Genomic DNA, 26,651 nt, shown 5'->3' with positions numbered 1-26,651 from the left:
CGATGGTGGGAGCATCGGCCGCGCCGGTGGTGAGCACGGACCGGCTCGTGTTGCGGGCGGTCCGGCCCGCCGACCTGGCGGTCCTCGAACGAATGTGGCGTGACCCGCTGATGCGGCGTCACCTCGGCGGTCCGCTGCCTGACGACGTGGTGGCGAAGCGGCGAGCCGGCGGCGGGATCGGCGGGTTCATGGTGACGCTGCGCTTCGGTGAGGTCGTCGGCTGGTGTCATCTCGGCCGGTACCGCACGGGCGAGCTCGAACTGTCGTACGTCTTCCTGTCGGAGTGGTGGGGGTGGGGGTACGCCCGGGAGGCGTGCGCGGCGGCCGTCGGCCTGGCCTTCGAGCGGTTCCCGGACGACGCCCGGCTGATCGCGGTCACCCAGGAGACGAACGACCGGTCGGTGCGCCTGCTCGAGGCTCTGGGCATGACCCGAGTCGACGCGTTCGAGGAGTTCGGTGCGCGTCAGGTCAGGTACGCGGTCGACCGGCCGGGGTGAGCGTGGGAGGGCTGCCCGGGTGGCCGGGGCGAGCGCGTCGATGGCCCGTCGGCGCCTTGAAAGGGTCGGACCGCCGTGCCGGGGTGGGGAACGGCCGGGTGGGGGTCCGGAAAATGAAGGTCCCTTTCGATATTTGCTCCAGTGTGGTGTGCTGCCCCGGAGTAAAACGCCACGCGACTTTAGACGCACTCAATGAGTTTCCGTGATTGGCGCACTTGGTCCGAGTGTTCGCCAAATGAAGCAAGACGTGGAACCCGGGAACGCGGGGGTATCACCCCGCCAGGCAGGGCGTCCTGCCGATCGGTCGGACTTGCTGCCGTCCAGGCGGAGCCAGGGCACCGAGGGCTTTGTTGCCCTCAGTGCGTGTGGCACCATCATGGAATCTTCACGCCCCCCGTGCTGCCCGTTTCGTGACAGAGGAGCCCCACAGATGCCTACTCAAAAGCTGGGTCGGCTGCTCGGCATGACCCTGATGCTCTTCGCGCTCGCCTCCGGCGCCGCCTCGGTTGCCTCCGTCGCCGGTGACCCGGCCGCCGGTGACCGGGCGACCCTCGAGTTCGAGTGGAACTAGGTTCTTCGCGGTTCGTTTGACACCCGCCGTCGCCCGGGTCACCGGGCGACGGCGGCAGCGACCGGGCATCGGCGCGGAGTTCACTCTCGGTGATGACAAGGGAGCAGGATGACGAGCCGTGCGACAGCCGTGCGACGACGCGGGACTGACCTCGCCTGGTTGATAACCGGGCCGCTGGCGTTCCTGGCTGTCATCTGCTGCCTGCTGATCGCGCTGGTCGAGCGGGAGCCGTACGGCGAGTGGGGCCTGGGCCTGCTGCTGCTCACCGCACTGTTCGCAGCCCACCTGCCGGTTCTGAGCTTCGTCGTCCGGCGACAGACGTTCTCGGCCACGATCACCGAGATCCCGCTGGTCCTGGCGCTGTACTACCTTCCGCCGCTGACCCTGGTGCTGGTTGCCACCCTCGCTGCGTTGATCGCCCAGCTCCGGCGCCGACTCGGCCCGGCCAGGTTCGCCTTCAACGTCGCCCGCTCCGCCGCGGCGACCTCGCTCGCCGCGCTGGTCCTGCTGGCGCTCCCCCCGATCAGGGGCGTGGGGCCCGGCACCTGGGGCATCCTCTTCGCGGCGGTCAGCACCATCACCCTGGTCACCCTCGCCGCCGTGGTCGGCGTGATCACCCTGCTCCAGGGCTCGCAGGCCGGGCTCGAGGTGGTCCGCACGTCCACCGTGCCGCTGCTGGTCGCCGGCGTGAACGCCACCGTCGGCCTGATCATCCTGCTCGCGTTGACCGCCACCTACTGGTCGCTGCTGGTGCTCGGGGCGCTCGCGGTGCTGGCGGCCGTGGTCTATCGGGCCTACGCCCACTTTCTCCGCCAGCACCGCACCCTCGCCGACATCTACGAGCTGACCCGGGCCATGACCGGCAGCGGCCAGGACGGCACGCTGCCGGACGCGCTGCTCGGCCGGGTCCGCGCCCTCATGCAGGCCGAGTACGCCACCCTGTGGCTGCCCGCCCAGGGCCGGCACCCGGAGGTGCTGCTGACCGCCCGGGTCGACGGGCGCGGCCTGCTCGACTTCTCCAAGATCCCGGGGGCGGTCCGGGAGCGGGTCGTGCAGCAGCGGCAGACCGCGGCGCTCGGCGCCCGACTCGGCGGCGACCGGGAGCAGTTGGAGATGCTGCGGACCGCGCCCGCGAAGGACGCGATCATCGTGCCGCTGCGCTCGGGGGAGGCGGTGATCGGCACCCTGGAGGTGGTCAACCGGCTCAGCAGCCTCGGTCACTTCACCCCGGCCGACGTGCCCGTGATCGAGACGGTGGCCGCGCACGCGGCGGTGGCCCTGGAGAACTCCCGGCTGGTCGACCGGCTGCGACACGACGCGTACCACGACACGCTGACGAAGCTGCCCAACCGGCGGAGGATCAGCGGCGCGCTCGACGAGGCCGTGAAGATCCGGGCCCCGGGCGAGGTGGTCGCTGCGCTGCTGTTCGACGTGGACGGGTTGCGTCAGGTCAACGAGTCGCTCGGCCACGCCGCCGGGGACCAGGTCCTCGCCGAGGTCGCCGTCCGGCTGCGCGCCTCCGCGCCGTCGTCGGCCCTGGTCGGTCGGGCCGGCGGCGACGAGTTCCTGGTGACGTTGCGGCTGGAGAACGCCGAGGCGGCGCTGGAACTGGCCGCGCGGCTGCGTGAGGAGATCCGCGCCGAGATGGTCTTCGACGCGTTCACCCTCGACGTGGACACCGCAGTCGGGGTGGCCGTGCACCCCGATCACGGCAGCGACGCGGCGACCCTGCTGCAGCGGGTCGACCTCGCCGCGTCGGCGGCGAAGTCCATGCCCGGCAGCATCCAGCTGTTCACCCCGGCCCTGGAGTCCCGGTCGCTGCGCCGGCTCGGCCTCGCCGGCGACCTGCGCAAGGCCCTCGACGACGGCGCGCTGGAGGTCTACTTCCAGCCCAAGGTGACGCTGCGGGACCGGCGGCTGGTCGGGGTGGAGTGCCTGGCCCGCTGGGAGCACCCCGCGCACGGCGAGGTCGCCCCGGAGGACTTCGTGGCGGTGGCCGAGCACACCGGCCAGCTCGGCCGGCTCACCGAGGTGGTGCTGCGGGAGGGGCTGCGGCGCAGCCGGGACTGGACGCACACCGAGCAGCCGCTCGCCGTCGCGGTCAACCTCTCCGCCCGTACGCTCACCGACCGGCACTTCCCCGATCAGGTGCGCGAGCTGCTGGCCGAGTACGACGTCCCACCGCAGCGGCTCACCTTCGAGATCCGCGAGGCCGGGGTGCTGGACGGCACCGACCGCCCGATCCCGACCCTGTGCCGGTTGCGCGACCTCGGCGTCCGCCTGTCGGTGGACGACTTCGGCACCGGGTCGTCCTCGCTGGCCTACCTGCGCCGGCTGCCGGTGCACGAGGTGAAGGTCGACCGGTCGTTCGTGCAGGGCATGGCGACGGACCCGGGCGACCTGGCCATCGTCAACGCGGTGGTGACCCTCTCCCAGCAGTTCGGCCTGGCGGTGGTGGCCGAGGGCGTGGAGAGCGAGCTGACCCTGGAGTTACTCCAGGACATCGGCTGCGAGATCGGCCAGGGCTTCCTGTTCAGCCGCCCGCTGCCGTACGAGCGGCTGGAGGCGTGGTTCGGGGCCCAGTTGGAGTCCGAGGCGCTCGTCGGCCCGGACGTCCGCCGGCTGCGCGTCGTCCCCTGACGGGTCCGGCCCGAAGGCCGCTGACCTGGGCGGACGTTTACCCTTCCGACGGCGGGGGGATCCGATTTCACCTCCGGGGCGGGGCCGTGTACTCTTACTTCTGCGCGGCCACCGGGTGATCGTGCAAGCCCCCTTAGCTCAGTCGGCAGAGCGTCTCCATGGTAAGGAGAAGGTCTACGGTTCGATTCCGTAAGGGGGCTCAAAGGGTCCGGCTGGACCCGCCGCGGCGGTGTAGCTCAGATGGCAGAGCAAGCGGCTCATAATCGCTGTGTCGCCGGTTCAATTCCGGCCACCGCTACTCTCGTCCCTCGGGTTCGTTCCCGGTGGTCGTTGGGATGGGCGCCACAGGCGCCCACTTTGCATGTCTGCGCTTCCAGCACATAGGCTGAGGCGTTGTAGTTGTTGACCGTTAGCGAGGAAGGCACTCCGCCGTGGCGAAGGCTACCGATGTCCGGCCGAAGATCACTTTGGCGTGTGTGGAGTGCAAGGAGCGCAACTACATCACGCGCAAGAACCGCCGCAACGACCCGGACCGCATCGAGCTGAAGAAGTTCTGCCCCCGGGACGGCCGGCACACGGCTCACCGCGAGACCCGCTGACCCGTCGCTGGCGCGAGCCGGCCGCACGACACCCGATCGCCGATCCGGAACGGATGCGCGGCTTCTGCCGCACGTCCGCCCCCGGGTCGGCTTTCGTGCTTCCCGTGTAGGTTCTCGGGCATGCCCTTGGACCAGTCCTTCGTCGGCCGGACCTATCCGCCGACCGCCCCCTACCAGGTGGGCCGAGAGAAGATCCGCGAGTTCGCCACGGCGATCGGCGCCACCGACCCCGCGTACCACGACCCCGAGGCCGCCCAGGCGCTCGGTCACCCGGATGTGGTCGCCCCGCCGACCTTCCCCGTGGTGCTGACGATGGCCGCCAGCCGGCAGATCATCGACGACCCGGCGATCGGCATCGACTACAGCAGGGTGGTCCACGGCGACCAGCGGTTCGCCTACACCCGCCCGGTGGTGGCCGGTGACGAACTGGTCTGCGCGAACACGATCGAGGACATCAGCAGCCGGGGCGGGCACGACTTCCTGACCACCCGCACCGACGTCACCACCGCCGCCGGCGACCCCGTGGTCGCCGTCTGGTCCAAGCTCGTCGTACGCGGGGAGGCCTGACGTGGAACTGCCCACCAAGACCTTCCGGGTCACCAGGGCCGACCTGGTCCGCTACGCGGGCGCCTCGGGCGACTTCAACCCGATCCACTGGAGCGACCGGTTCGCCACCGGCGTCGGCCTGCCCGGGGTGATCGCGCACGGGATGTTCACCATGGCTCTGGTCGGCCGGGCGGTGACCGAGTGGGCCGGCGCGCCCGACGCGGTGGTCGACTACGGGGTCCGGTTCACCCGCCCGGTGGTCGTTCCGGACGATGACGACGGCATCGAGGTCGAGGTGACCGCCAAGGTCAAGGACACCACCGAAGAGGGCCTGACCAGGCTCGACATCACCGTGAAGTGCCGCGGCGAAAAGGTGCTCTCGCAGGCCCGGGCGGTGATCCGGACGCCCCACTGAGGGGGGTCCGCCACGCGAGGAGGCGGACCAGTTGGGAAAGTGGCCTCGCTACCCGTACACTGGTCCGCCGTGGGGCAAGTGACCCCGCCCGGTGCTGCACGACCGGGTCGGGCGAGCGTTGCCACACAGGGGTGTAGCTCAATTGGCAGAGCAGCGGTCTCCAAAACCGCAGGCTGCAGGTTCAAGTCCTGTCACCCCTGCGCCTCAGGCCTGACCGTTCCCGTGGGTCGCGCCGCCAACCGGCGGTGTCCGGCCCGTGGTGGTGGCATCGGCGGGGTGGTTCCGAGGCATCGGGCCCGTCCGTCGATCCGCCGGCCGCGGCCCGTCGCGGGACGGTTGGTCCGGCCGGCGTGACCAGCGCCGCGCACGCCGCACCGGCGTGCGACCCGATTCCCGCGACGGAGGGCGAAGTGGCCGAGAACAAGCGGCACAGCGAAGACGCCGGCGACGACGATCGTCTGAACGACGATGTCGTTGACGACGTGGCCGCCGACGACGCCACCGACGCGGACGAGCCGGTCTCCCGTGGCGGCACGGCGACCCGGGCGCGAGCCAAGGCTGAGTCGGCCGACGAGAGGAAGACCCGCAAGGACACCGAGCGGGTGGGGTTGTTCGCCCGCATCGCGCGGTTCTTCCGCGAGGTCGTGGCCGAGCTGCGTAAGGTCATCTGGCCTACCCGCAAGGAGCTGCTGACCTACACCGCCGTGGTCGTCACCTTCGTCGCGGTGATGCTGACGATCGTGGCAGGCTTGGACTACGCCTTCGCGAAGGGCGTGCTGTGGGTCTTCGGCAACCCCAGCTGACCGGCTGACTCAAGCCGATAGTGACGGAAGTGAGCGAGCGTGCCTGAGTACGACGAGACCGCCGAGACCACGGACGAGCAGTCCGCGGTGGCGACGGCGGCCAACGATGAGTCGGTCGAGGCCGCCAGCGAGCCGGACTTTCCGACCACCGAGCCCGCCCCGGAAGAGGACTTCGACCCGGTCGCGGAGCTGCGTCAGAAGCTGCGCTACGCGCCGGGCGACTGGTACGTGGTGCACTCGTACGCCGGCTACGAGAACAAGGTCAAGACCAACCTCGAGACCCGGATCACCTCCCTCGACATGGAGGACTACATCTACCAGGTCGAGGTGCCGACCCGGGAAGAGGTCGAGGTCAAGAACGGCAAGCGGTCCCAGATCCAGGCCAAGGTGTTCCCCGGCTACATCCTGGTCCGGATGGAGCTGACCGCGGAGTCCTACTCCTGCGTGCGCAACACCCCCGGGGTCACCGGGTTCGTGGGGGCGACCGACCGGGCCGACCGGCCGGCGCCGCTGAGCCTCGACGAGGTGCTCAAGTGGCTCGCCCCCGCGGTCGAGACCGGGCAGAAGAAGGCCAAGCCCGAGATCAGGGTGCTGGACTTCGAGGTGGGCGACTCGGTCACCGTCACCGACGGCGCGTTCGCCTCGCTGCCGGCGACGATCAGCGAGATCAACGCCGACCAGCAGAAGCTCAAGGTGCTGGTGTCGATCTTCGGCCGGGAGACCCCGGTCGAGCTGAACTTCAACCAGGTCACCAAGATCTGACGTTCCCGGTCGCCGGCGGTGGGGCAACAGCCCGCCGCCGGCGTATCCGTTCCGCCCCCTCCGCCGGACCTCGGCGTAGGGGGCGGCGGAGCATTGCGCTACTCTAGAACGTCGGCCGTCGCATCGCGCTGACCGTGCGCGCCCCCGGCCGGCACCTTTCCCAGTTCCAAGCCCCAGGAAGAGACATGCCTCCGAAGAAGAAGAAGCTCGTCAAGACGTTCACGCTTCAGCTGAAGGCGGGCCAGGCCACGCCGGCGCCGCCGGTCGGCCCCGCGCTCGGCCAGCACGGCGTGAACATCATGGAGTTCTGCAAGACCTACAACGCGCAGACCGAGTCCCAGCGGGGCGACATCGTCCCCGCCGAGATCAGCGTGTACGAGGACCGCACCTTCAGCTTCGTGCTGAAGACCCCGCCCGCCGCCCGGCTGCTGATCAAGGCCGCCGGCGTCGAGAAGGGTTCCGGCGTGCCGCAGAGCGAGAAGGTCGGCTCCGTCACCCGGGCCCAGCTGCGCGAGATCGCCGAGAAGAAGATGTCGGACCTCAACGCCAACGACATCGACCAGGCTCAGAAGATCATCGCCGGCACCGCCCGGTCGATGGGCATCACCGTCTCCGACTGACCTCGGTCACCGCTTCCCCGTCAATTCGTGGGAGGGCGCGCGGTCACCGCGGCCCGCCATAGACCACAGGAGTAGCAAGAAATGCAGCGCAGCAAGACCTACCGCAAGGCCGCCGAGGTCATCGACCGGTCGAAGCTCTACACCCCGGCCGAGGCTGTCAAGATCGCCAAGGACACCACCAACGCCAAGTTCGACGCCACGGTCGAGGTCGCCATGCGCCTCGGCGTCGACCCCCGCAAGGCGGATCAGATGGTCCGTGGCGTGGTCAACCTGCCGCACGGCACCGGCAAGACCGCCCGCGTGATCGTCTTCGCCTCCGGCGCGAAGGCCGAGGAGGCCGCGGCCGCCGGTGCGGACGAGGTGGGCACCGACGAGCTCGTCGCCCGGATCCAGGGTGGTTGGCTCGACTTCGACGCGGCGATCGCCACCCCGGACCAGATGGCCAAGATCGGCCGGATCGCGCGGATCCTGGGCCCGCGCGGCCTCATGCCGAACCCGAAGACCGGCACGGTGACCATGGACGTCACCAAGGCCGTCGCGGACATCAAGGGCGGCAAGATCACCTTCCGGGTGGACAAGCACTCCAACCTCCACCTGATCATCGGCAAGGCCTCGTTCTCCGAGTCCCAGCTGGTCGACAACTACGCCGCCGTCCTCGACGAGGTGCTGCGGGCCAAGCCGTCGTCGTCGAAGGGCAAGTACCTCAAGAAGGTCACCCTCACCACCACGATGGGCCCGGGCGTTCCGGTCGACCCGAACCTGGTCAAGAACCTCCAGGAGGGCACGACCGAGGCCTGAGCACCGCTGCCTCGACGGGGCCCCGCCACGACTCGTGGCGGGGCCCTTTCCGTCTCACTGGTGTGGCAGGCTCGCGGCATGCGGTGGGAGGACGTGTGGCTGCGGTACCACCGGCGCGGCCCGTGGGTGTTGCGGGAGACCAGCCTGCGGCTCGACCCGGGCGAGGCAGCCGTGGTGCTCGGCCGCAACGGCGTAGGCAAGTCCACTCTGCTCCAGTTGGCGGCCGGGGTGCTCAGGCCGACCCGGGGCCGGGTCGTCGACCGCCCGCAGCACGTCGGCTGGGTGCCGGAGCGATTCCCCGTCGACCAGCCGTTCACCGTGAGGCGTTACCTGACCGGGATGGCCCGGGTGGCCGGACTGGGCGGGGGCGAGGCGGACCTGGCGGTCGACCGGTGGACCGAGCGGCTGGGCCTGACGCGGTTCCGCGATGTACGCCTTCCCGAGCTGTCCAAGGGCACGGCTCAGAAGGTGGGCCTGGCCCAGGCGATGCTGCGCCGGCCCGATCTGCTCATCCTCGACGAGCCGTGGGAAGGCCTCGACGCCGCCGCCCGGGAACTGGTCCCCGGGCTGATCGGCGAGGTGCTTACGGCCGGCGGGTCGGTGTTGGTCAGCGACCATCGGGGCGAGACGGCACGGCTGCCGGGCGCGGCCCGCTGGGCCGTCGCCGACAGCACCGTCACCGCGCAGGCGTCGGCCGACACGCCGGCCGACGCGCTCGTCGTGGTCGAGGTCGCGGTGCCGGCCGCGCGGGTGGCCGGCACCGTCGCCCGGTTGCGCGCCGACGGCCACCACGTCCTACGGGTACGCTCCGACGCCGCCCCGCCCGCCGCCCCCGCCGGGGAGCTGGCCGCCCTCGTCGCCGGAGAACTGGTCGCACCGGTTGCCGGGGAGCCGGCCACCCTCGTCGCCGGTGACGCGCCCGGCTCCGCCGCCAGAGAGCCGGGCGCTGCCGCCGTGGGGGAGCCGGCGGCTCCCGTGACCGGCGCGCCCGCCGCACTCGTCGCGCCTCCGGTCGGCGGTCCGCCGGGCCCTGCCGCCGGGGCGGGCGGGAGCGTGCGGGCCTCCGGGCCGGCAGGGCGGGCGAGCCGGTGAGCGCGCTGGTCCGGATGAGGCTGGCCGGCTTCCTGCGTACCGGACGGGCGATCGCGCCCCTGCTGGCCGGCCTGCTCGCCCTCGGCGTCCTCTACGGCGGCGGGCGGGCCCAGCCGGGCGAGGCGTACGGCGTCTCGGCGGTGGTGCTGTTCCCGGTGCTGGCCTGGCAGACCAAGATCCTGCTCGACGTCGAGCCGGACGTGCAGCGCCGGCTGGCACTGGTGCTCGCCGGGGCGGCCCGGGAGCGGGCCGCCGGGCTGCTCGCGGCGGTCGTGGCCGGGCTCGGCACGGTCGCCGCCGGGCTGGTCTACCCGTGGCTGGTGGGCGGGGTGACCAGCCAGGTGACGCCGGGCGGCCGGTCGCTGGCCGCCGGTGTCGCCCTCGGCGTCTGGGCGCACCTGCTCGCCCTGCCGGCAGCCGTGGCGCTCGGCGCGCTGGCCAGCCGGGCCGTCACGGGCAGCGCCGGGTACAGCGTCGCGGTGCTGGCGCTCGGCGTGGTCGGAACGCTGGTCCTGGGTCTCTCCGACTCGGTGATCCCGTGGTTGGCGCCGCCGGTGATGTCCACCGCCCGGGCCGCCGCCGCCGGACCGTCCGGCGCCACCCTGGCCCTGCTCAGCGGGTGGGGGGTCGCCTGGAGCGCGACGGCCCTGGCCATGTACGCCTGGCGCCGGCGGGTCCGCGTCTGATCGCGACCGCCCGGGGTGCCGCGCGTTGGGTCCTCCCGGGCCGCTGGGGGCCCGGTGCCCGGTGCACGGGTCGATCACCGGCGGGGGAGTGACGGGGCGCACCCGGGGGCGATTTGGTGGTCACGGGGCGTGTCGCGTAACCTTCGGGGCGAAGTAACACCCAGAGACCGCTGGTCACCGTGCTTCGGCACGGTCGAAGGTCCCGCTTTGACGGGCGACCCGCGCAGGGCGGCAAGCGAAACTTGGCCGTGTTCCCGTGGTCCGCCGACTGCGGTGCGACCGGCCGGCCCTCGCCCCGTGCGCCCTGCGCCGGGGCGTTTCTCGTTGTCGCGGCCCTCCGGTATCGCGGAAGCCTGCCGGCTTCCCGGTGGACCAGCCTGGAGCAACGAGAGAGGAGGGACATGGCGGACAAGCCGATCCGGGCCGACAAGGCCACGGCCGTCGTCGAGCTGACCGAGAACTTCCGCAACGCGGGCGCTACGGTGCTGACCGAGTACCGTGGTCTGACGGTTTCCCAGCTCACCCAGCTGCGGCGCTCGCTCGGCAAGGAGACCACCTACACGGTCGCGAAGAACACGCTGGCGAAGCGTGCCGCGACCGACGCGGGCATCTCCGGGCTCGACGAGCTGTTCACCGGTCCTACCGCGCTGACTTTCGTTTCGGGCGACGTCGTCGAGGCGGCGAAGGGGCTTCGCGACTTCGCGAAGGCCAACCCGAAGCTTGTCATCAAGGGCGGCGTCTTCGAGGGCAAGGCCATTTCCGCGGCCGAGGTCACGAAGCTTGCCGACCTGGAGTCCCGCGAGGTGCTGCTGGCCAAGCTGGCCGGCGCGATGAAGGGCAACCTGAGCAAGGCCGCGGCCCTGTTCCAGGCCCCGCTGTCGAAGACCGCCCGTCTGGCGGCAGCCCTGCAGGACAAGCGCGAGAAGGAGGGCGCCGAGGCGGCCTGAGGCCCCGCGGCGCACCCACGTTCTTAGTCAAACATTAGGAAAGGACGCCAGATATGGCGAAGCTCAGCACCGACGAGCTGCTTGACGCGTTCAAGGAGATGACGCTGATCGAGCTCTCCGAGTTCGTGAAGCAGTTCGAGACGACCTTCGAGGTCACCGCCGCGGCTCCGGTCGCCGTCGCCGCCGGGGGCGCTGCCCCGACCGCCGCCGAGGCCGAGCCGGAGAAGGACGAGTTCGACGTCGTTCTCGAGGCCGACGGTGGCAAGAAGATCCAGGTCATCAAGGTCGTGCGTGAGCTGACCGGCCTGGGCCTCAAGGAGGCCAAGGACGCGGTCGAGTCCGCGCCGAAGGCCATCCTGGAGAAGGTCAACAAGGAGACCGCCGAGAAGGCCAAGGCCAAGCTCGAGGGCGAAGGCGCCAAGGTCACCCTCAAGTAATTGGGCTGACCGGGCGCGCGCCCGGCTCAAGGTTCACGTGAGCCGGGGCACACTCCGACACGGCGGGCGACGATCCAAATTTTGGATCGTCGCCCGCCGTGTTCGTGCTGGGACCGCCAGCAACGTTCTGAGCAGGGCGCGGGCGCCCGGCGCCCGGCGGTACGGCCGGAGCGGAGGTCGCCCGTCGGTGGGAAACACGTGTCGCCAGCGAGACCGGCCCTTGACGCGGCCCCGGGCCGCCAGGCACGCTGACACCTGCAAGACCTTCCGCGCTTGCAACGGCCACCTCTTGGGTATTGGCAGCGGCGGCACCACCGGCCGCCGCGCCCGAGCGGAGCCGTAGGTCCGCCGCGTTCAGAGCGGCCCGGTCGTCCCTCTTTCGGGGGATGCCGAGGCGCGTTCCGCGACGACCTGCGGGCTGGGCTGGACAGCGGTTAGCCTCTCGGCTACACTGCTAGTTTGCGCTGCCTTCCGACTTGACCCCTGCGCAGGAATGTCCGATTGCGGGTATTTCTGGTGGGGATATTGGAGTGCACGCGTACCAGCCGTTCTGCAGCACCGGTCCTCGGAAGGACGCATCTTGGCAGCTTCCCGCCCTGCGAAGACCAGTCGTACGTCGAGCGCTTTCGCTCCCCGCCGAGTCTCTTTCGGCAGGATCACCGAACACCTCGAGGTCCCCAACCTCCTCGCCATCCAGAACGAGTCCTTCGACTGGCTCGTCGGCAACGAGGGTTGGCAGGGCCGGTCGGCGGACGACCCGCACGCACGCTCGGGTCTCGCGGAAATCCTCGAAGAGATCAGTCCCATTGAGGACTTCTCCGGCACCATGTCGCTCTCCTTCTCGGCACCGCGCTTCGATGAGGTCAAGGCCTCGATCGAGGAGTGCAAGGAGAAGGACCTGACCTACTGCGCCCCGCTGTTCGTGACCGCGGAGTTCACCAACAACACCACCGGCGAGATCAAGAGCCAGACGGTGTTCATGGGTGACTTCCCGATGATGACGCCGAAGGGCACCTTCATCATCAACGGCACCGAGCGCGTCGTGGTCAGCCAGCTCGTCCGCTCGCCGGGCGTGTACTTCTCGAAAGAGCCGGACAAGACCTCCGACCGCGACCTCTCCAGCGTCAAGGTCATCCCGAGTCGGGGTGCCTGGCTGGAGTTCGACATCGACAAGCGCGACACGGTCGGCGTCCGCATCGACCGCAAGCGCCGGCAGGCCGTCACGGTCCTGCTCAAGGCCATCGGTTGGTCCGCCGAGCGGATCCGCGAGAAGTTCGGCTGGTCCGAGCTGCTGATGACCACGCTCGAGAAGGACCACATCGCCGGCGCCGACGAGGCGTTGCTCGACATCTACCGGAAGCTCCGCCCTGGCGAGCCGCCGACCCGTGAGAACGCCCAGACCCTGCTCGACAACCTCTTCTTCAACCCGAAGCGGTACGACGTCGCCAAGGTCGGTCGGTACAAGTTCAACAAGAAGCTCGAAGTGGGCGTGCCGATCACCACCGGCACCCTGACCGAGGACGACATCGTCGCCACCGTGGAGTACCTGTGCCGGCTGCACGCCGGCGAGGACGGCTACGAGGCCGATGACATCGACCACTTCGGCAACCGGCGCCTGCGCACCGTGGGCGAGCTGATCCAGAACCAGGTCCGGGTCGGCCTGTCCCGGATGGAGCGGGTCGTCCGCGAGCGGATGACCACCCAGGACGTCGAGGCGATCACGCCGCAGACCCTGATCAACATCCGCCCCGTCGTGGCGGCGATCAAGGAGTTCTTCGGCACGTCGCAGCTGTCCCAGTTCATGGACCAGACCAACCCGCTGGCGGGCCTGACCCACCGGCGCCGGCTGAGCGCGCTCGGCCCGGGTGGTCTGTCCCGGGAGCGGGCCGGCTTCGAGGTCCGCGACGTGCACCCGTCCCACTACGGCCGGATGTGCCCGATCGAGACGCCGGAAGGCCCAAACATCGGCCTGATCGGCGCGCTCTCCACCTTCGCCCGGGTCAACCCGTTCGGCTTCATCGAGACGCCGTACCGGAAGGTCGTCGAGGGTCGGGTCACCGACCAGATCGACTACCTGACCGCGGACGAGGAGGACCGGTTCGTCAAGGCGCAGGCCAACGCGCGGCTGAAGGCCGACGGCACGTTCGCCGAGGACCGGGTCCTGTGTCGCCGTAAGGGTGGCGAGACCGAGGACGTGATTCCCGCCGCCGTCGACTACATGGACGTGTCGCCGCGGCAGATGACCTCGGTCGCGACCGCGATGATCCCGTTCCTCGAGCACGACGACGCCAACCGGGCACTGATGGGCGCGAACATGCAGCGCCAGGCGGTGCCGCTGGTCAAGGCCGAGTCGCCGTTGGTCGGCACCGGCATGGAGTACCGCGCCGCCGTCGACGCCGGTGACGTGGTCGTGGCCGAGTTCGGCGGTGTCATCGAGGACCTCTGCGCCGACTACATCACCATCCACCAGGACGACGGCCACCGCCGGACGTACCTGCTGCACAAGTTCCGCCGCTCCAACGCCGGCTCCTGCGTCAACCAGAAGCCGGTCGTCTTCGAGGGCGACCGCGTCGAGGCCGGTCAGGTCATCGCCGACGGTCCGTGCACCGACGAGGGCGAGATGGCGCTCGGGCGCAACCTGCTGGTGGCGTTCATGTGCTGGGAGGGCCACAACTACGAGGACGCGATCATCCTGTCGCAGCGCCTCGTGCAGCAGGACGTGCTCACCTCGATCCACATCGAGGAGCACGAGGTCGACGCCCGGGACACCAAGCTCGGCCCGGAGGAGATCACCCGCGACATCCCGAACGTCAGCGAGGAAATGCTCGCCGACCTCGACGAGCGCGGGATCATCCGGATCGGCGCCGAGGTCGTCCCCGGTGACATCCTGGTCGGCAAGGTCACGCCCAAGGGCGAGACCGAGCTGACCCCGGAGGAGCGGCTGCTCCGCGCGATCTTCGGCGAGAAGGCGCGCGAGGTCCGGGACACCTCGCTGAAGGTGCCGCACGGTGAGACCGGCACGGTCATCGGCGTGCGTACCTTCTCCCGGGAGGACGGCGACGAGCTGCCCCCGGGCGTCAACGAGCTGGTCCGGGTCTACGTCGCCCAGAAGCGGAAGATCCAGGACGGCGACAAGCTCGCCGGCCGGCACGGCAACAAGGGCGTCATCTCGAAGATCCTGCCGATCGAGGACATGCCGTTCCTGGAGGACGGCACCCCGGTCGACATCGTGCTGAACCCGCTGGGTGTTCCGTCCCGCATGAACATCGGCCAGGTGCTGGAGACGCACCTCGGCTGGGTGGCCAAGACGGGTTGGAGCGTGGACGGCGACGACACCGACTGGAAGCGCCAGCTGCGCTCCATCGAGGCGCACGAGTCCGGGCCGGACACCAACGTGGCCACGCCGGTCTTCGACGGCGCCCGCGAGGAGGAGATCTCCGGCCTGCTCTCGTCGACCCTGCCCAACCGGGACGGCAAGCAGCTGATCGGCTCCACCGGCAAGGCGCAGCTGTTCGACGGCCGTTCGGGCGAGCCGCTGCCGGACCCGATCGCGGTCGGCTACATCTACATCCTGAAGCTCAACCACCTGGTCGACGACAAGATCCACGCCCGGTCGACCGGCCCGTACTCGATGATCACGCAGCAGCCGCTGGGTGGTAAGGCGCAGTTCGGTGGCCAGCGCTTCGGTGAGATGGAGTGCTGGGCGATGCAGGCGTACGGCGCCGCGTACGCCCTGCAGGAGCTGCTCACGATCAAGTCCGACGACGTCCTGGGCCGGGTCAAGGTCTACGAGGCGATCGTCAAGGGCGAGAACATCCCAGAGCCGGGCATTCCGGAGTCGTTCAAGGTGTTGCTCAAGGAGCTGCAGTCGCTGTGCCTCAACGTGGAGGTGCTCTCCAGCGACGGTGTGGCCCTGGAGATGCGCGAGACCGACGACGAGGTGTTCCGGGCCGCGGAGGAGCTGGGCATCGACCTGTCCCGGCGCGAGCCGAGCTCGGTCGAAGAGGTCTGAGGTGAGCGGTCGGGAGCTGGCTCGCCGGCTCCCGACCGACCCCACCCAATAGCTAAGCAGTACAGACGACGACATAGGGGACATAGTGCTCGACGTCAACTTCTTCGACGAGCTGCGCATCGGTCTCGCCACCGCCGACGACATCCGTCAGTGGTCGCACGGCGAGGTCAAGAAGCCTGAGACGATCAACTACCGCACCCTCAAGCCGGAAAAGGACGGGCTCTTCTGCGAGAAGATCTTCGGCCCGCAGCGGGACTGGGAGTGCTACTGCGGTAAGTACAAGCGGGTCCGGTTCAAGGGCATCATCTGCGAGCGCTGCGGCGTCGAGGTGACCCGCTCCAAGGTCCGCCGGGAGCGGATGGGTCACATCGAGCTGGCCGCTCCGGTGACCCACATCTGGTACTTCAAGGGCGTGCCGAGCCGGCTGGGCTACCTGCTGGACCTTGCCCCGAAGGACCTCGAAAAGATCATCTACTTCGCCTCGTACGTGATCACGAGCGTAGATGCCGAGTCGCGTCACCGCGACCTCTCGACCATCGAGAACGAGATCCTGGCCGAGAAGCGACAGGCCGAGAACAGCCGCGACTCGGAGATCGAGAAGCGGGCCGCCAAGCTCGAGGCCGACCTGGCCGAGCTGGAGGCCGAGGGCGCGAAGGCGGACGTCCGGCGCAAGGTCAAGGAGGGCGGAGAGCGCGAGATGCGCCAGATCCGCGACCGGGCCCAGCGCGAGATCGACCGCCTGGACGAGGTGCTCGACACCTTCCGCAAGCTGGACTCGAAGCAGCTGGTCACCGACGAGCTGCTCTACCGCGAGCTGCGCGACCGGTTCGGCGAGTACTTCACCGGTGCGATGGGCGCCGAGGCCATCAAGGCGCTGGTCCAGAACATGGACCTCGCCACCGAGGCCGAGAGCCTGCGCGAGACCATCCGCTCCGGCAAGGGCCAGCGGAAGATCCGGGCGCTCAAGCGGCTCAAGGTCGTCGCGGCGTTCCTGAACACCCGCAACTCGCCGCTCGGCATGGTGCTGGACTGCGTCCCGGTCATTCCGCCGGACCTGCGCCCGATGGTGCAGCTCGACGGTGGCCGCTTCGCGACCTCCGACCTGAACGACCTGTACCGCCGCGTGATCAACCGGAACAACCGCCTCAAGCGGCTGATCGACCTCGGCGCGCCCGAGATCATCGTCAACAACGAGAAGCGGATGCTCCAGGAGGCCGTCGACGCGCTGTTCGACAACGGCCGCCGCGGCCGGCCGGTCACCGGCCCAGGCAACCGCCCGCTCAAGTCGCTGTCCGACATGCTCAAGGGCAAGCAGGGCCGGTTCCGGCAGAACCTGCTCGGCAAGCGCGTCGACTACTCCGGCCGTTCGGTCATCGTGGTCGGCCCGAAGCTGAAGCTGCACCAGTGTGGGCTGCCCAAGCAGATGGCGCTGGAGCTGTTCAAGCCGTTCGTGATGAAGCGACTGGTGGACCTCAACCACGCGCAGAACATCAAGTCCGCCAAGCGGATGGTCGAGCGGCAGCGGCCGGTCGTGTGGGACGTGCTGGAAGAGGTCATCGGCGAGCACCCGGTGCTGCTGAACCGCGCGCCGACCCTGCACCGACTGGGCATCCAGGCCTTCGAGCCGCAGCTCGTCGAGGGCAAGGCGATCCAGATCCACCCGCTGGTCTGCACCGCGTTCAACGCCGACTTCGACGGTGACCAGATGGCGGTGCACGTGCCGCTGTCCGCCGAGGCTCAGGCCGAGGCGCGGATCCTGATGCTGTCGTCGAACAACATCCTCAAGCCGGCCGACGGCAAGCCGGTCACCATGCCCACCCAGGACATGGTCATCGGCCTCTACCACCTCACCCACCTCAGGGCCGGTGAGAAGGGCGAGGGCCGGCCGTTCAGCTCGGACGCCGAGGCCCGGATGGCCTTCGACGCCAGCGAGCTGCACCTGCAGGCGCCGGTGAGGATCCGCCTGCGCGGGCTGGTCGGGGTCGACAACGGCGCCGGAGCCGAGCAGTGGGTCGCGCCGGAGGGCTGGGTCGAGGGTGACGCGCTCACCGTCGAGACCACCCTGGGCCGGGTGCTGTTCAACGAGACGCTGCCGCAGGGCTACCGCTTCGTGAACTACGAGATCCGCAAGGGGCAGCTCTCCGCGATCGTCAACGACCTGGCCGAGCGCTTCCCGAAGGTGGCGCTGGCCGCCACCCTGGACGGCCTCAAGGAGGCCGGTTTCCACTGGGCCACCTGGTCCGGCGTGACGATCGGCATGGAGGACGTCATCGCTCCGCCGCGCAAGCGGGAGATCCTGGAGAAGTACGAGAAGGAAGCCGACCGGATCGACAAGCAGTACCAGCGGGGTCTGATGACCGCCGAGGAGCGTCGCGGCGAGCTCATCGAGATCTGGACCAAGGCGACCAACGAGGTCGCCAAGGAGATGGACACCGCGCTGCCGCAGGAGAACCCGCTGTGGAAGATGATCCACTCGGGTGCCCGCGGTAACCTGCTCCAGCTCCGTCAGATCGCCGCGATCCGTGGTCTGGTGGCCAACCCGAAGGGCGAGATCATCCCCCGGCCGATCAAGGCCAGCTACCGGGAGGGTCTGTCCGTGCTGGAGTACTTCATCTCCACGCACGGTGCCCGTAAGGGTCTCGCCGACACCGCGCTGCGGACCGCCGACTCGGGTTACCTGACCCGTCGTCTGGTGGACGTGTCGCAGGACGTCATCATCCGCGAGGAGGACTGCGGCACCGACCGGGCCATCCCGATGCAGATCGGCGAGCGGCGCGACGGCAAGCTGTACGTCCACGAGCACGCCGAGACCAGCGTGCACGCCCGGACCCTGGCGGACGACATCAAGGGGCCGGACGGCAACGTCGTCGCCGAGCGCGGCCAGGACATCAACTCCATCGGGGTCGACCGGATCGTCGCCGCCGGGGTGGAGACGGTGCGGGTGCGCAGCGTGCTCACCTGCGAGTCGAAGCTGGGCGTCTGCGGTGCGTGCTACGGCCGCTCGCTGCCGACCGGCAAGACCGTGGACGTCGGCGAGGCGGTCGGCATCATCGCCGCCCAGTCGATCGGTGAGCCCGGTACGCAGCTGACGATGCGTACGTTCCACACCGGTGGTGTCGCGGGTGAGGACATCACCCAGGGTCTGCCCCGTGTCCAGGAGATCTTCGAGGCCCGGGTCCCGAAGGGCAAGGCGCCGATCGCCGACACCCCGGGCCGGATCCGGATCGAGGACGGCGAGCGGTCGCGGAAGATCATCGTTGTGCCGGACGACGGCAGCGAGGAGATCGTCTACGACAAGATCTCCAAGCGGGTCCGTCTGCGGGCCCACGACGGCGACCACGTCGAGGTCGGCGAGAAGCTCACCGAGGGCACCATCGACCCGCACGAGCTGCTGCGCATCCTCGGCCCGCGCGCGGTCCAGGTCCACCTGACCCAGGAGGTCCAGCAGGTCTACCGCTCGCAGGGTGTGCTCATCCACGACAAGCACATCGAGATCATCATCCGCCAGATGTTGAAGCGGGTGACGGTCATCGACTCCGGCTCGACCGAGTTCCTGCCGGGCGTGCTGGTCGACCGGGCGCTGTTCGAGTCGGAGAACCGCCGGCTCGTCTCCGAGGGCGGCGAGCCCGCCGCCGGTCGCCCGGTGCTGATGGGTATCACCAAGGCCTCGCTGGCCACGGACTCCTGGCTGTCGGCGGCCTCCTTCCAGGAGACCACCCGGGTGCTGACCGACGCGGCGATCAACTCGCGCAGCGACTCGCTGGTCGGCCTCAAGGAGAACGTGATCATCGGTAAGCTCATCCCGGCCGGTACGGGCATCAGCAAGTACCGCAACGTCCGGGTCGAGCCGACCGAGGAGGCCAAGGCCAAGGTCTACTCGATGACCGGCTACCCGGAGAGCGACTACGGCTTCGGGCCGGCCAGCGGGCAGGCTGTGCCGCTGGACGACTTCGACTTCGGGTCGTACCGCTAAGCAGTAGGAACGACGAGGCCCCCGGCAGCCGCCGGGGGCCTCGTCGCATCTCGAACCGAGGATCGATTGAAAGAGATCTCCCGGCTGTCGTGCCGTGCTGGGCCTCGTCTCACCGGCGGGTGGTTCCAGTGGGGGAAGAGGGCGGCCGGGCCGGGGTCGCCGACCGGGCCGGAGGGGCATGATGGTGGGCATGACGACCGCACCCGGGCAGGTGCCCGTCGCGCAGCAGGGGCCGCGTCATCCGCTCGACCCTGACCCGGTCCGGTCCAGCAAGGCCCGCGCGGTCTTCGCCCTCGGCCTGATGGGCGCGCTCACCGGGCTCTTCGTCGGTGGGGTGGTGCCGGCCACGCTCGCCCTCGTGCTGGCCCGTCAGGCTCGCCGGGAGGCGTACGCCTCAGGGGGTTTCCTCACCGGCGGCGTTTGGCTGCGGAGGGGGGAGCGGCTGGCCTGGACGGGGTTGGTTCTGGTCGCGACGACCGTCGTGGTGGCGGTGGTGATCGGGCTGGTCCGGCTGGCCGGGCAGCCGTTCGGGCACGACTACGCGCCGAACGTGGACTGACCGTCCCGGGGGATGCGTCCCCGCCCACCCACGAGGGCTGGGGCGGCGGCGGTAGCCTGACCGGTGTCCGTCGCGCGGCGGTGGACACCGACCGGCGACAGGAGGCCCTCGTGACGGAACCGGCGCGGCCCTCGGGCGATCCGGCGGAGCGACCCGCCGCGCCCTCGGACCCGACCGGGCCTCCCGCTTCGTCGGGGGAGAGCCTGTGGGTCAGGCCGGCTGCCGACGCGGACACCGGGCCCCACATCGCCCCGGAGGTCGCCTCCGTGGAGTACGCGCCCCCGCCGGTCTCCCCGCCCCCGTCGGCCGGGAGCGCGGGTTTTCCTCAGGGCCCGTTCCCGCCGGCCGGTCCCGTGCCGCACCCGGGCACCGGGTCGCCCGCCGGCTGGTCGTCGCCGGCCGGCGGTGAGCGACCGGCCGGTCCGCCCGGCGGTGAGCGACCTGCCGGCCCGTACCCGGCGCAGGCGCCCTGGTCCGGGCAGCCGGCCGGGGCTTACCCCGCGGCGGGACCGGTGGGGTATCCGGGCCAGCAGGCGGGTGTCGGCTGGGGTGGGCCGGGCACCGGCTGGGGTGGGCCGGGCACCGGCTGGGGTGGGCCGGGCACCGGCTGGGGGCGGGTGCCCCCGCCGCCGCGGGAGGCCCCCCGGCCGCCGAAGCGGGTCGACCGGGTGCCGGGCACCCCGTTCGGTGTGGTGCACCTCGACGTCCCCCCGGTCACCTCCGGGCTCGCGGTCGGCTCGTTGGTGGCCGGGATCGTCTCGGCCCTGGTCTCGGTCCTGGTGATCTGCCTGGGGGCGACCGCGGGCTCACAGGGGGCCTGGGCCGCCGGCGTGTTCACGTTCCTCGGGGTGCTGGCCGGGGCGGCGGCCGTGGTGGCCGGTCTGCTCGGCACGCGACAGATCCGGCGACCCGCGCCGCCGCCTGCGGTGCGGTTCACCGGCCGGGGCCTGGCCCTGGCCGGGATCAGTTGCGGCGCGGCGGGCCTGGTGCTCAGCCTGCTCGGTCTGGGCCTGGCGCTGCTTCTCGGCCTCGGCTGAGCCGGCCCGCCGGGCCCGGTGATCGACAACGTCAGGCGGCCGGCCAGAGGTGCCCGGGCAGGCCGAGCCACCGACGGCGGGCGCGGACGGCGCGGGCGGGGGCGACCGGGGCGTATCCGGTGGAAGCCGTTACACTCGTTTCCGCAGGTGCCCGTCGCGGATGGGCAGGCACGACGGTTCGGCCGGCAGGGCGGTGACGCTGATCCGGGCCCCTCCGTTTTGACCTGCGCGGCTGTGATAGGTACTCTTTCCCCTTGTGCCCGGGCCTGCCCGGGCAACTCGTGCGTGCGCTGGACCCGGGCGACCTGGTGATCATGCGGCGACACGACAGAGCCAAAGATCCGGCGCGGGTGATCGCGTGCCGGTGACAGACGATCCGGTGCGCGCGCGAGCGACAGCACCGGGACCGTGAGCTGGGCGACACGCCCGACCGCGGGTGCCGGGACCTCCGCAAGGTGGCCCTGGCCGGAATGTAGGAGAGCCTTCCCATCAGGGTTGGTTACGAGTAGACGGCGCGGCCGCCGGATGGCGGCCGAAGGGAGCGGAGAAACCCGGTGCCCACGATTCAGCAGCTGGTCCGAAAGGGCCGCCAGGCCAAGACGACCAAGACCAAGACCCCGGCGCTGAAGGGTTCCCCTCAGCGGCGCGGCGTGTGCACCCGCGTGTACACCACCACCCCCAAGAAGCCGAACTCGGCGCTCCGCAAGGTCGCTCGTGTCAAGCTCAGCAGCCAGATCGAGGTGACCGCCTACATCCCGGGCGTGGGTCACAACCTGCAGGAGCACTCGATCGTGCTCGTCCGCGGCGGCCGGGTGAAGGACCTCCCCGGCGTGCGTTACAAGATCGTTCGCGGTTCGCTGGACACCCAGGGTGTCCGCAACCGCAAGCAGGCGCGCAGCCGTTACGGCGCGAAGAAGGAGAAGAGCTGAGATGCCGCGTAAGGGACCCGCTCCGCGGAAGCCGCTGGTCGCTGACCCGGTGTACAACTCGCCGTTGGTCACCCAGTTGGTGAACAAGATCCTCATGCGCGGTAAGCGTCAGCTCGCCGAGCGTATCGTGTACGCCGCCCTGGAGGGCTGCCGCGAGAAGTCCGGCACCGACCCGGTCGTCACCCTCAAGCGGGCGATGGACAACGTCAAGCCGACCCTCGAGGTGCGCAGCCGCCGTGTCGGTGGCGCCACCTACCAGGTGCCGGTCGAGGTCCGCCCGACCCGCGCGACCACCCTCGGCCTGCGCTGGCTGGTGACGTACTCCAAGGCCCGGCGCGAGAAGACCATGATCGAGCGGCTCATGAACGAACTGCTGGACGCGAGCAACGGTCTGGGTGCCGCCGTGAAGCGGCGCGAGGACACGCACAAGATGGCCGAGTCGAACAAGGCCTTCGCGCACTACCGCTGGTAACACCCTGGTTCCGGCGCCCTCGCGGCGCCGGAACCGCCACCAGTTGTGTCGAGACGACGATAAGTAGGGATTGAAGTGGCCGCCGCAGACGCGCTCGCCAACGTACGCAACATCGGCATCATGGCTCACATCGATGCCGGTAAGACCACCACCACCGAGCGGATCCTCTTCTACACCGGTATCACGTACAAGATCGGTGAGGTTCACGAGGGCGCTGCCGTCATGGACTGGATGGAGCAGGAGCAGGAGCGTGGTATCACCATCACCTCCGCTGCTACCAAGTGTGAGTGGAAGGGCCACACGATCCAGATCATCGACACGCCCGGTCACGTCGACTTCACGGTCGAGGTCGAGCGGTCGCTGCGGGTGCTGGACGGTGCGGTCGCGGTCTACGACGGTGTGGCCGGCGTGGAGCCGCAGACGGAGAACGTCTGGCGTCAGGCCGACAAGTACGACGTCCCGCGGATGTGCTTCGTCAACAAGCTCGACCGGACCGGCGCGGACTTCTTCCGCTGCGTGCAGATGATGATCGACCGGCTCAACGCCACCCCGCTGGTGCTCCAGATCCCGATCGGCGCCGAGAGCGACTTCATCGGCGTCGTCGACCTGATCGGCATGCGCGCCCTCACCTGGCGCGGGGAGACCCAGAAGGGTGAGGACTACGCGATCGAGGAGATCCCGGCCGACCTCGCCGACTCCGCCGCGGAGTGGCGCGAGAAGCTGATCGAGACCCTGGCCGACGTCGACGACGCGGTGATGGAGAAGTACCTGGAGGGCGAGGAGATCTCCGTCGAGGAGATCAAGGCCGCGATCCGCCGCGCCACCATCGGTGGCAAGGCCAACCCGGTGCTCACCGGTACCGCCTTCAAGAACAAGGGCATCCAGCCCATGCTCGACGCGGTCGTGGACTTCCTGCCGTCGCCGCTGGACGTTCCGGCGATCGAGGGCACGGCGACCGACGGCGAGACGCCGCTGCACCGGAAGCCGTCGAAGTCGGAGCCGTTCGCCGGCCTCGCCTTCAAGATCCAGACCGACAAGCACCTTGGCAAGCTCACCTACGTCCGGGTCTACTCCGGCGTGATCGAGACCGGCAACCAGGTGGTCAACTCCACCAAGGACCGCAAGGAGCGGATCGGCAAGATCTACCAGATGCACGCCAACAAGCGGGAAGAGCGCGGCTCGGCCCAGGCTGGCGACATCATCGCGGTGCAGGGTCTGAAGCAGACCACCACCGGTGACACGCTGTGCGACCCGGCGAACCCGGTCATCCTGGAGTCGATGACCTTCCCGGAGCCGGTCATCGAGGTCGCCATCGAGCCGAAGACCAAGGCCGACCAGGAGAAGCTCAGCACCGCCATCCAGCGCCTGGCGGAGGAGGACCCGACCTTCCGCGTCAAGCTGGACGAGGAGACCGGTCAGACGGTCATCTCCGGCATGGGCGAGCTGCACCTGGACATCCTGGTCGACCGGATGCGCCGCGAGTTCAACGTCGAGGCGAACATCGGCAAGCCGCAGGTGGCGTACCGCGAGACCATCCGCCGCAAGGTGGATAAGATCGAGTACACCCACAAGAAGCAGACCGGTGGTTCCGGCCAGTACGCCCGGGTCATCGTCAGCGTGGAGCCGCTGCCGTTGGACAACGACTCCCCGACGTACGAGTTCGCCAACGGCGTCACCGGTGGCCGTATCCCCCGGGAGTTCATCCCGTCGGTGGACGCGGGCGCCCAGGACGCGCTGCAGTACGGCATCCTGGCCGGCTTCCCGCTGGTCGGCGTCAAGCTGACGCTGCTGGACGGCCAGTACCACGAGGTCGACTCCTCGGAAATGGCGTTCAAGATCGCCGGCTCGATGGTGATGAAGGAGGCGGCCCGCAAGGCCGACCCCGCACTGCTCGAGCCGATGATGGCCGTTGAGGTCACCACTCCTGAGGAGAACATGGGTGACGTCATCGGCGACCTCAACTCCCGCCGTGGCATCATCCAGGCGATGGAGGAGCGCAGCGGCGCCCGCATCGTGAAGGCCCTGGTGCCGTTGTCGGAGATGTTCGGCTACGTCGGCGACCTGCGGTCGAAGACCCAGGGCCGGGCTAGCTACAGCATGCAGTTCGACTCCTACGCCGAGGTTCCGCAGAGCGTGGCGAAGGAGATCATCGCCAAGGCTACGGGTGAGTGACGCTCACCTGAGCTGACCGGATGATCCGGGGCTGGCCGCGGGAGGTATCCCCGCCTGCGGCCACCTCGGTCGGGCCGCGTGAGACCGGGCCTGTAGGCTTCATCGCCGCAGAACCCACCAAAGCTATCCGGCCGCGAGGCCGGAAAGGCTGTCGACAGAGTCCTAAGCGCCGACCTGGCGCGCCGGGCGAACGAACCAAGAAGTCCACAGGAGGACACCAGTGGCGAAGGCTAAGTTCGAGCGGACTAAGCCGCACGTCAACATCGGCACCATTGGTCACATCGACCACGGTAAGACGACGCTGACGGCGGCCATCACCAAGGTCCTGCACGACCAGTACCCCGACCTGAACCCCTACACGCCGTTCGACCAGATCGACAAGGCGCCGGAGGAGAAGGCCCGCGGCATCACGATCTCGATCGCGCACGTCGAGTACCAGACCGAGTCTCGGCACTACGCGCACGTCGACTGCCCCGGGCACGCCGACTACATCAAGAACATGATCACCGGTGCCGCGCAGATGGACGGCGCGATCCTGGTGGTCGCGGCGACCGACGGCCCGATGCCGCAGACCCGCGAGCACGTGCTGCTGGCCCGTCAGGTCGGTGTGCCGTACATCGTCGTGGCGCTCAACAAGAGCGACATGGTCGACGACGAGGAGCTCCTGGAGCTCGTCGAGCTCGAGGTCCGCGAGCTGCTCTCCTCGCAGGAGTACCCGGGTGACGACCTGCCGGTCGTCCAGGTCTCCGCGCTGAAGGCGCTCGAGGGCGACCCGGTCTGGACCGAGAAGCTGCTCGAGCTGATGAACGCGGTCGACACCGCGATTCCGCAGCCGGAGCGCGAGACCGAGAAGCCGTTCCTCATGCCCGTCGAGGACGTGTTCACGATCACCGGTCGCGGCACCGTCGTCACCGGTCGTGTCGAGCGTGGCGTGCTGCTCCCGAACGAGGACGTCGAGGTTGTCGGCATCCGCGAGAAGGGCTTCAAGACCAAGGTCACCGCGATCGAGATGTTCCGGAAGACCCTGGACGACGCCCGCGCGGGCGAGAACGTCGGCCTCCTGCTGCGTGGCACCAAGCGCGAGGACGTCGAGCGCGGCATGGTCGTCGTGAAGCCGGGCACCACGACCCCGCACACGGACTTCGAGGCGACCGTCTACATCCTCTCGAAGGAAGAGGGCGGGCGGCACACCCCGTTCTTCCAGAACTACCGTCCGCAGTTCTACTTCCGGACCACGGACGTCACCGGCGTCGTCACGCTGCCCGAGGGCACCGAGATGGTCATGCCGGGCGACAACACCACGATGACCGTGAAGCTGATCCAGCCCATCGCGATGGAGGACAACCTCAAGTTCGCGATCCGGGAGGGTGGCCGTACGGTCGGCGCGGGTCGCGTCACCAAGATCGTCAAGTGAGCTGGGTAACCCCGATTAGCGTTGCCACCGGTAGTGCGGCATACTAGTCAGGTTGCGTAACGACAGTTCATCGCCCGCGTCCGGCGTCTGCTGGACCTCCGGGTCGTTGAACAGTCGCGCGTAGGGTGGTTGGCCTGTCCCTGGCGGCCAACCACCCTCGCACGGCGCCCGAGTCGCGGTGACGCGATCGGCGCCATGACCCACCGCGCGGTCAGCAGAGCTCCGGAGTCCCGGGGCGGAGCCTGGTCCGAGGGCGCGACACGCCCGACCGCGGGGGTCGGCGGAAGTGGGCCTGTGCCAGCCGGTGCAGGTGCCCGCGACACAGCGGCATCGAGAGAAGGAACAGAAGCCACCATGGCGGGACAGAAGATCCGCATCCGGCTCAAGGCCTATGACCACGAGGTCGTCGACTCCTCGGCGCGGAAGATCGTCGAGACGGTGACGCGTACCGGGGCGCAGGTCGCTGGCCCGGTGCCGCTGCCCACGGAGATCAACCGTTTCTGCGTCATCCGCTCGCCGCACAAGTACAAGGACTCGCGCGAGCACTTCGAGATGCGCACGCACAAGCGGCTGATCGACATCATCGACCCGACTCCGAAGACGGTCGACTCGCTCATGCGCCTCGACCTGCCGGCTGGCGTCGACATCGAGATCAAGCTGTAGGGACCGG

At 69.6% G+C, this 26,651-nt stretch carries 23 protein-coding genes and 3 tRNA genes; all 26 read left to right on the top strand.

Features of this window, described 5'->3' with window-relative positions:
• Nucleotides 1-2 precede the first annotated feature (2 nt).
• The 26 genes from OG617_RS10275 to rpsJ all read left to right on the top strand — a co-directional run bounded on the left by OG617_RS10275 (nucleotide 3) and on the right by rpsJ (nucleotide 26,644).
• Nucleotides 3-497, top strand: coding sequence for a GNAT family N-acetyltransferase (locus tag OG617_RS10275; RefSeq protein ID WP_405100728.1), 495 nt, complete (start codon nucleotides 3-5; stop codon nucleotides 495-497).
• Nucleotides 498-927: 430 nt separating this feature from the next.
• Nucleotides 928-1,068: a hypothetical protein gene (locus OG617_RS10270; RefSeq protein WP_396677187.1), complete on the top strand. Its 141-nt coding sequence runs from the start codon at nucleotides 928-930 to the stop codon at nucleotides 1,066-1,068.
• A 108-nt stretch (nucleotides 1,069-1,176) separates the two neighbouring features.
• A complete protein-coding gene (locus OG617_RS10265) occupies nucleotides 1,177-3,708 on the top strand; it encodes a putative bifunctional diguanylate cyclase/phosphodiesterase (RefSeq protein ID WP_405100726.1) in 2,532 nt (843 codons plus the stop codon).
• A gap of 127 nt (nucleotides 3,709-3,835) precedes the next feature.
• Nucleotides 3,836-3,908, top strand: a tRNA-Thr gene (locus OG617_RS10260).
• 25 nt (nucleotides 3,909-3,933) lie between these two features.
• Nucleotides 3,934-4,006, top strand: a tRNA-Met gene (locus tag OG617_RS10255).
• 133 nt (nucleotides 4,007-4,139) lie between these two features.
• Nucleotides 4,140-4,307: a 50S ribosomal protein L33 gene (rpmG, locus tag OG617_RS10250; RefSeq protein WP_092378713.1), complete on the top strand. Its 168-nt coding sequence runs from the start codon at nucleotides 4,140-4,142 to the stop codon at nucleotides 4,305-4,307.
• A 120-nt stretch (nucleotides 4,308-4,427) separates the two neighbouring features.
• The gene (locus tag OG617_RS10245; RefSeq protein ID WP_405100723.1) at nucleotides 4,428-4,874 is read left to right on the top strand and encodes a MaoC family dehydratase N-terminal domain-containing protein; all 447 of its coding nucleotides are present in this window, start codon (nucleotides 4,428-4,430) and stop codon (nucleotides 4,872-4,874) included.
• 1 nt (nucleotide 4,875) lies between these two features.
• Complete coding sequence (locus OG617_RS10240) at nucleotides 4,876-5,268, top strand: MaoC family dehydratase (RefSeq protein WP_405100721.1); 393 nt, start codon at nucleotides 4,876-4,878, stop codon at nucleotides 5,266-5,268.
• Between the two features lie 127 nt (nucleotides 5,269-5,395).
• Nucleotides 5,396-5,468, top strand: a tRNA-Trp gene (locus tag OG617_RS10235).
• Nucleotides 5,469-5,678: 210 nt separating this feature from the next.
• Nucleotides 5,679-6,071 (top strand): preprotein translocase subunit SecE, encoded by a 393-nt coding sequence (secE, locus tag OG617_RS10230; RefSeq protein ID WP_161685944.1) that lies wholly within the window; start codon nucleotides 5,679-5,681, stop codon nucleotides 6,069-6,071.
• Between the two features lie 39 nt (nucleotides 6,072-6,110).
• Complete coding sequence (gene nusG, locus OG617_RS10225) at nucleotides 6,111-6,833, top strand: transcription termination/antitermination protein NusG (RefSeq protein ID WP_396677176.1); 723 nt, start codon at nucleotides 6,111-6,113, stop codon at nucleotides 6,831-6,833.
• Nucleotides 6,834-7,018: 185 nt separating this feature from the next.
• Nucleotides 7,019-7,453, top strand: coding sequence for a 50S ribosomal protein L11 (gene rplK / locus OG617_RS10220; RefSeq protein ID WP_396677174.1), 435 nt, complete (start codon nucleotides 7,019-7,021; stop codon nucleotides 7,451-7,453).
• An 81-nt stretch (nucleotides 7,454-7,534) separates the two neighbouring features.
• A complete protein-coding gene (gene rplA / locus OG617_RS10215) occupies nucleotides 7,535-8,251 on the top strand; it encodes a 50S ribosomal protein L1 (protein WP_396677172.1) in 717 nt (238 codons plus the stop codon).
• A 78-nt stretch (nucleotides 8,252-8,329) separates the two neighbouring features.
• Nucleotides 8,330-9,343: an ATP-binding cassette domain-containing protein gene (locus tag OG617_RS10210; RefSeq protein ID WP_405100718.1), complete on the top strand. Its 1,014-nt coding sequence runs from the start codon at nucleotides 8,330-8,332 to the stop codon at nucleotides 9,341-9,343.
• Nucleotides 9,340-10,029 carry a hypothetical protein gene (locus tag OG617_RS10205; RefSeq protein ID WP_405100716.1) on the top strand — a complete coding sequence of 230 codons (690 nt, stop codon included), beginning with the start codon at nucleotides 9,340-9,342 and terminating at the stop codon, nucleotides 10,027-10,029. The genes OG617_RS10210 and OG617_RS10205 overlap by 4 nt, the downstream gene beginning before the upstream one ends.
• A gap of 401 nt (nucleotides 10,030-10,430) precedes the next feature.
• Nucleotides 10,431-10,976, top strand: coding sequence for a 50S ribosomal protein L10 (gene rplJ, locus OG617_RS10200; protein ID WP_117665089.1), 546 nt, complete (start codon nucleotides 10,431-10,433; stop codon nucleotides 10,974-10,976).
• 53 nt (nucleotides 10,977-11,029) lie between these two features.
• Entirely contained in the window at nucleotides 11,030-11,413 is a 384-nt protein-coding gene (gene rplL, locus OG617_RS10195) for a 50S ribosomal protein L7/L12 (protein WP_396677166.1), read from the top strand.
• A 580-nt stretch (nucleotides 11,414-11,993) separates the two neighbouring features.
• Nucleotides 11,994-15,425 (top strand): DNA-directed RNA polymerase subunit beta, encoded by a 3,432-nt coding sequence (locus OG617_RS10190; RefSeq protein ID WP_405100713.1) that lies wholly within the window; start codon nucleotides 11,994-11,996, stop codon nucleotides 15,423-15,425.
• Between the two features lie 85 nt (nucleotides 15,426-15,510).
• Nucleotides 15,511-19,398 (top strand): DNA-directed RNA polymerase subunit beta', encoded by a 3,888-nt coding sequence (locus OG617_RS10185; protein ID WP_405100711.1) that lies wholly within the window; start codon nucleotides 15,511-15,513, stop codon nucleotides 19,396-19,398.
• Nucleotides 19,399-19,588: 190 nt separating this feature from the next.
• Nucleotides 19,589-19,957, top strand: coding sequence for a hypothetical protein (locus OG617_RS10180; RefSeq protein WP_161685925.1), 369 nt, complete (start codon nucleotides 19,589-19,591; stop codon nucleotides 19,955-19,957).
• 668 nt (nucleotides 19,958-20,625) lie between these two features.
• On the top strand, nucleotides 20,626-20,994 hold the full coding sequence (locus tag OG617_RS10175; RefSeq protein WP_405103606.1) for a hypothetical protein: 369 nt from the start codon (nucleotides 20,626-20,628) through the stop codon (nucleotides 20,992-20,994).
• A 554-nt stretch (nucleotides 20,995-21,548) separates the two neighbouring features.
• Nucleotides 21,549-21,923, top strand: coding sequence for a 30S ribosomal protein S12 (gene rpsL / locus OG617_RS10170; RefSeq protein ID WP_007465318.1), 375 nt, complete (start codon nucleotides 21,549-21,551; stop codon nucleotides 21,921-21,923).
• 1 nt (nucleotide 21,924) lies between these two features.
• Nucleotides 21,925-22,395 (top strand): 30S ribosomal protein S7, encoded by a 471-nt coding sequence (gene rpsG / locus OG617_RS10165; protein WP_320066534.1) that lies wholly within the window; start codon nucleotides 21,925-21,927, stop codon nucleotides 22,393-22,395.
• Nucleotides 22,396-22,470: 75 nt separating this feature from the next.
• The gene (fusA, locus tag OG617_RS10160) at nucleotides 22,471-24,567 is read left to right on the top strand and encodes an elongation factor G (protein ID WP_405100709.1); all 2,097 of its coding nucleotides are present in this window, start codon (nucleotides 22,471-22,473) and stop codon (nucleotides 24,565-24,567) included.
• Nucleotides 24,568-24,787: 220 nt separating this feature from the next.
• Entirely contained in the window at nucleotides 24,788-25,981 is a 1,194-nt protein-coding gene (tuf, locus tag OG617_RS10155) for an elongation factor Tu (RefSeq protein ID WP_405100707.1), read from the top strand.
• Nucleotides 25,982-26,335: 354 nt separating this feature from the next.
• Nucleotides 26,336-26,644, top strand: coding sequence for a 30S ribosomal protein S10 (gene rpsJ / locus OG617_RS10150; protein ID WP_007073037.1), 309 nt, complete (start codon nucleotides 26,336-26,338; stop codon nucleotides 26,642-26,644).
• The last annotated feature ends 7 nt before the right edge of the window (nucleotides 26,645-26,651 follow it).

It is taken from the genome of Micromonospora sp. NBC_01412 (assembly GCF_045040215.1).
GTDB lineage: Bacteria > Actinomycetota > Actinomycetes > Mycobacteriales > Micromonosporaceae > Micromonospora > Micromonospora rubida.
Note: the sequence above shows the minus strand (reverse complement) of the source record. Positions and strands in the feature narration are given on the sequence as shown.

Coding starts and splice junctions, on each gene's coding strand:
- OG617_RS10275 (WP_405100728.1), top strand. CDS start 3: ATGGTGGGAGCATCGGCCGCGCCGGTGGTGAGCACGGACCGGCTCGTG.
- OG617_RS10270 (WP_396677187.1), top strand. CDS start 928: ATGCCTACTCAAAAGCTGGGTCGGCTGCTCGGCATGACCCTGATGCTC.
- OG617_RS10265 (WP_405100726.1), top strand. CDS start 1,177: ATGACGAGCCGTGCGACAGCCGTGCGACGACGCGGGACTGACCTCGCC.
- OG617_RS10245 (WP_405100723.1), top strand. CDS start 4,428: ATGCCCTTGGACCAGTCCTTCGTCGGCCGGACCTATCCGCCGACCGCC.
- rplK (WP_396677174.1), top strand. CDS start 7,019: ATGCCTCCGAAGAAGAAGAAGCTCGTCAAGACGTTCACGCTTCAGCTG.
- rplA (WP_396677172.1), top strand. CDS start 7,535: ATGCAGCGCAGCAAGACCTACCGCAAGGCCGCCGAGGTCATCGACCGG.
- OG617_RS10210 (WP_405100718.1), top strand. CDS start 8,330: ATGCGGTGGGAGGACGTGTGGCTGCGGTACCACCGGCGCGGCCCGTGG.
- rplJ (WP_117665089.1), top strand. CDS start 10,431: ATGGCGGACAAGCCGATCCGGGCCGACAAGGCCACGGCCGTCGTCGAG.
- rplL (WP_396677166.1), top strand. CDS start 11,030: ATGGCGAAGCTCAGCACCGACGAGCTGCTTGACGCGTTCAAGGAGATG.
- OG617_RS10180 (WP_161685925.1), top strand. CDS start 19,589: ATGACGACCGCACCCGGGCAGGTGCCCGTCGCGCAGCAGGGGCCGCGT.
- rpsG (WP_320066534.1), top strand. CDS start 21,925: ATGCCGCGTAAGGGACCCGCTCCGCGGAAGCCGCTGGTCGCTGACCCG.
- rpsJ (WP_007073037.1), top strand. CDS start 26,336: ATGGCGGGACAGAAGATCCGCATCCGGCTCAAGGCCTATGACCACGAG.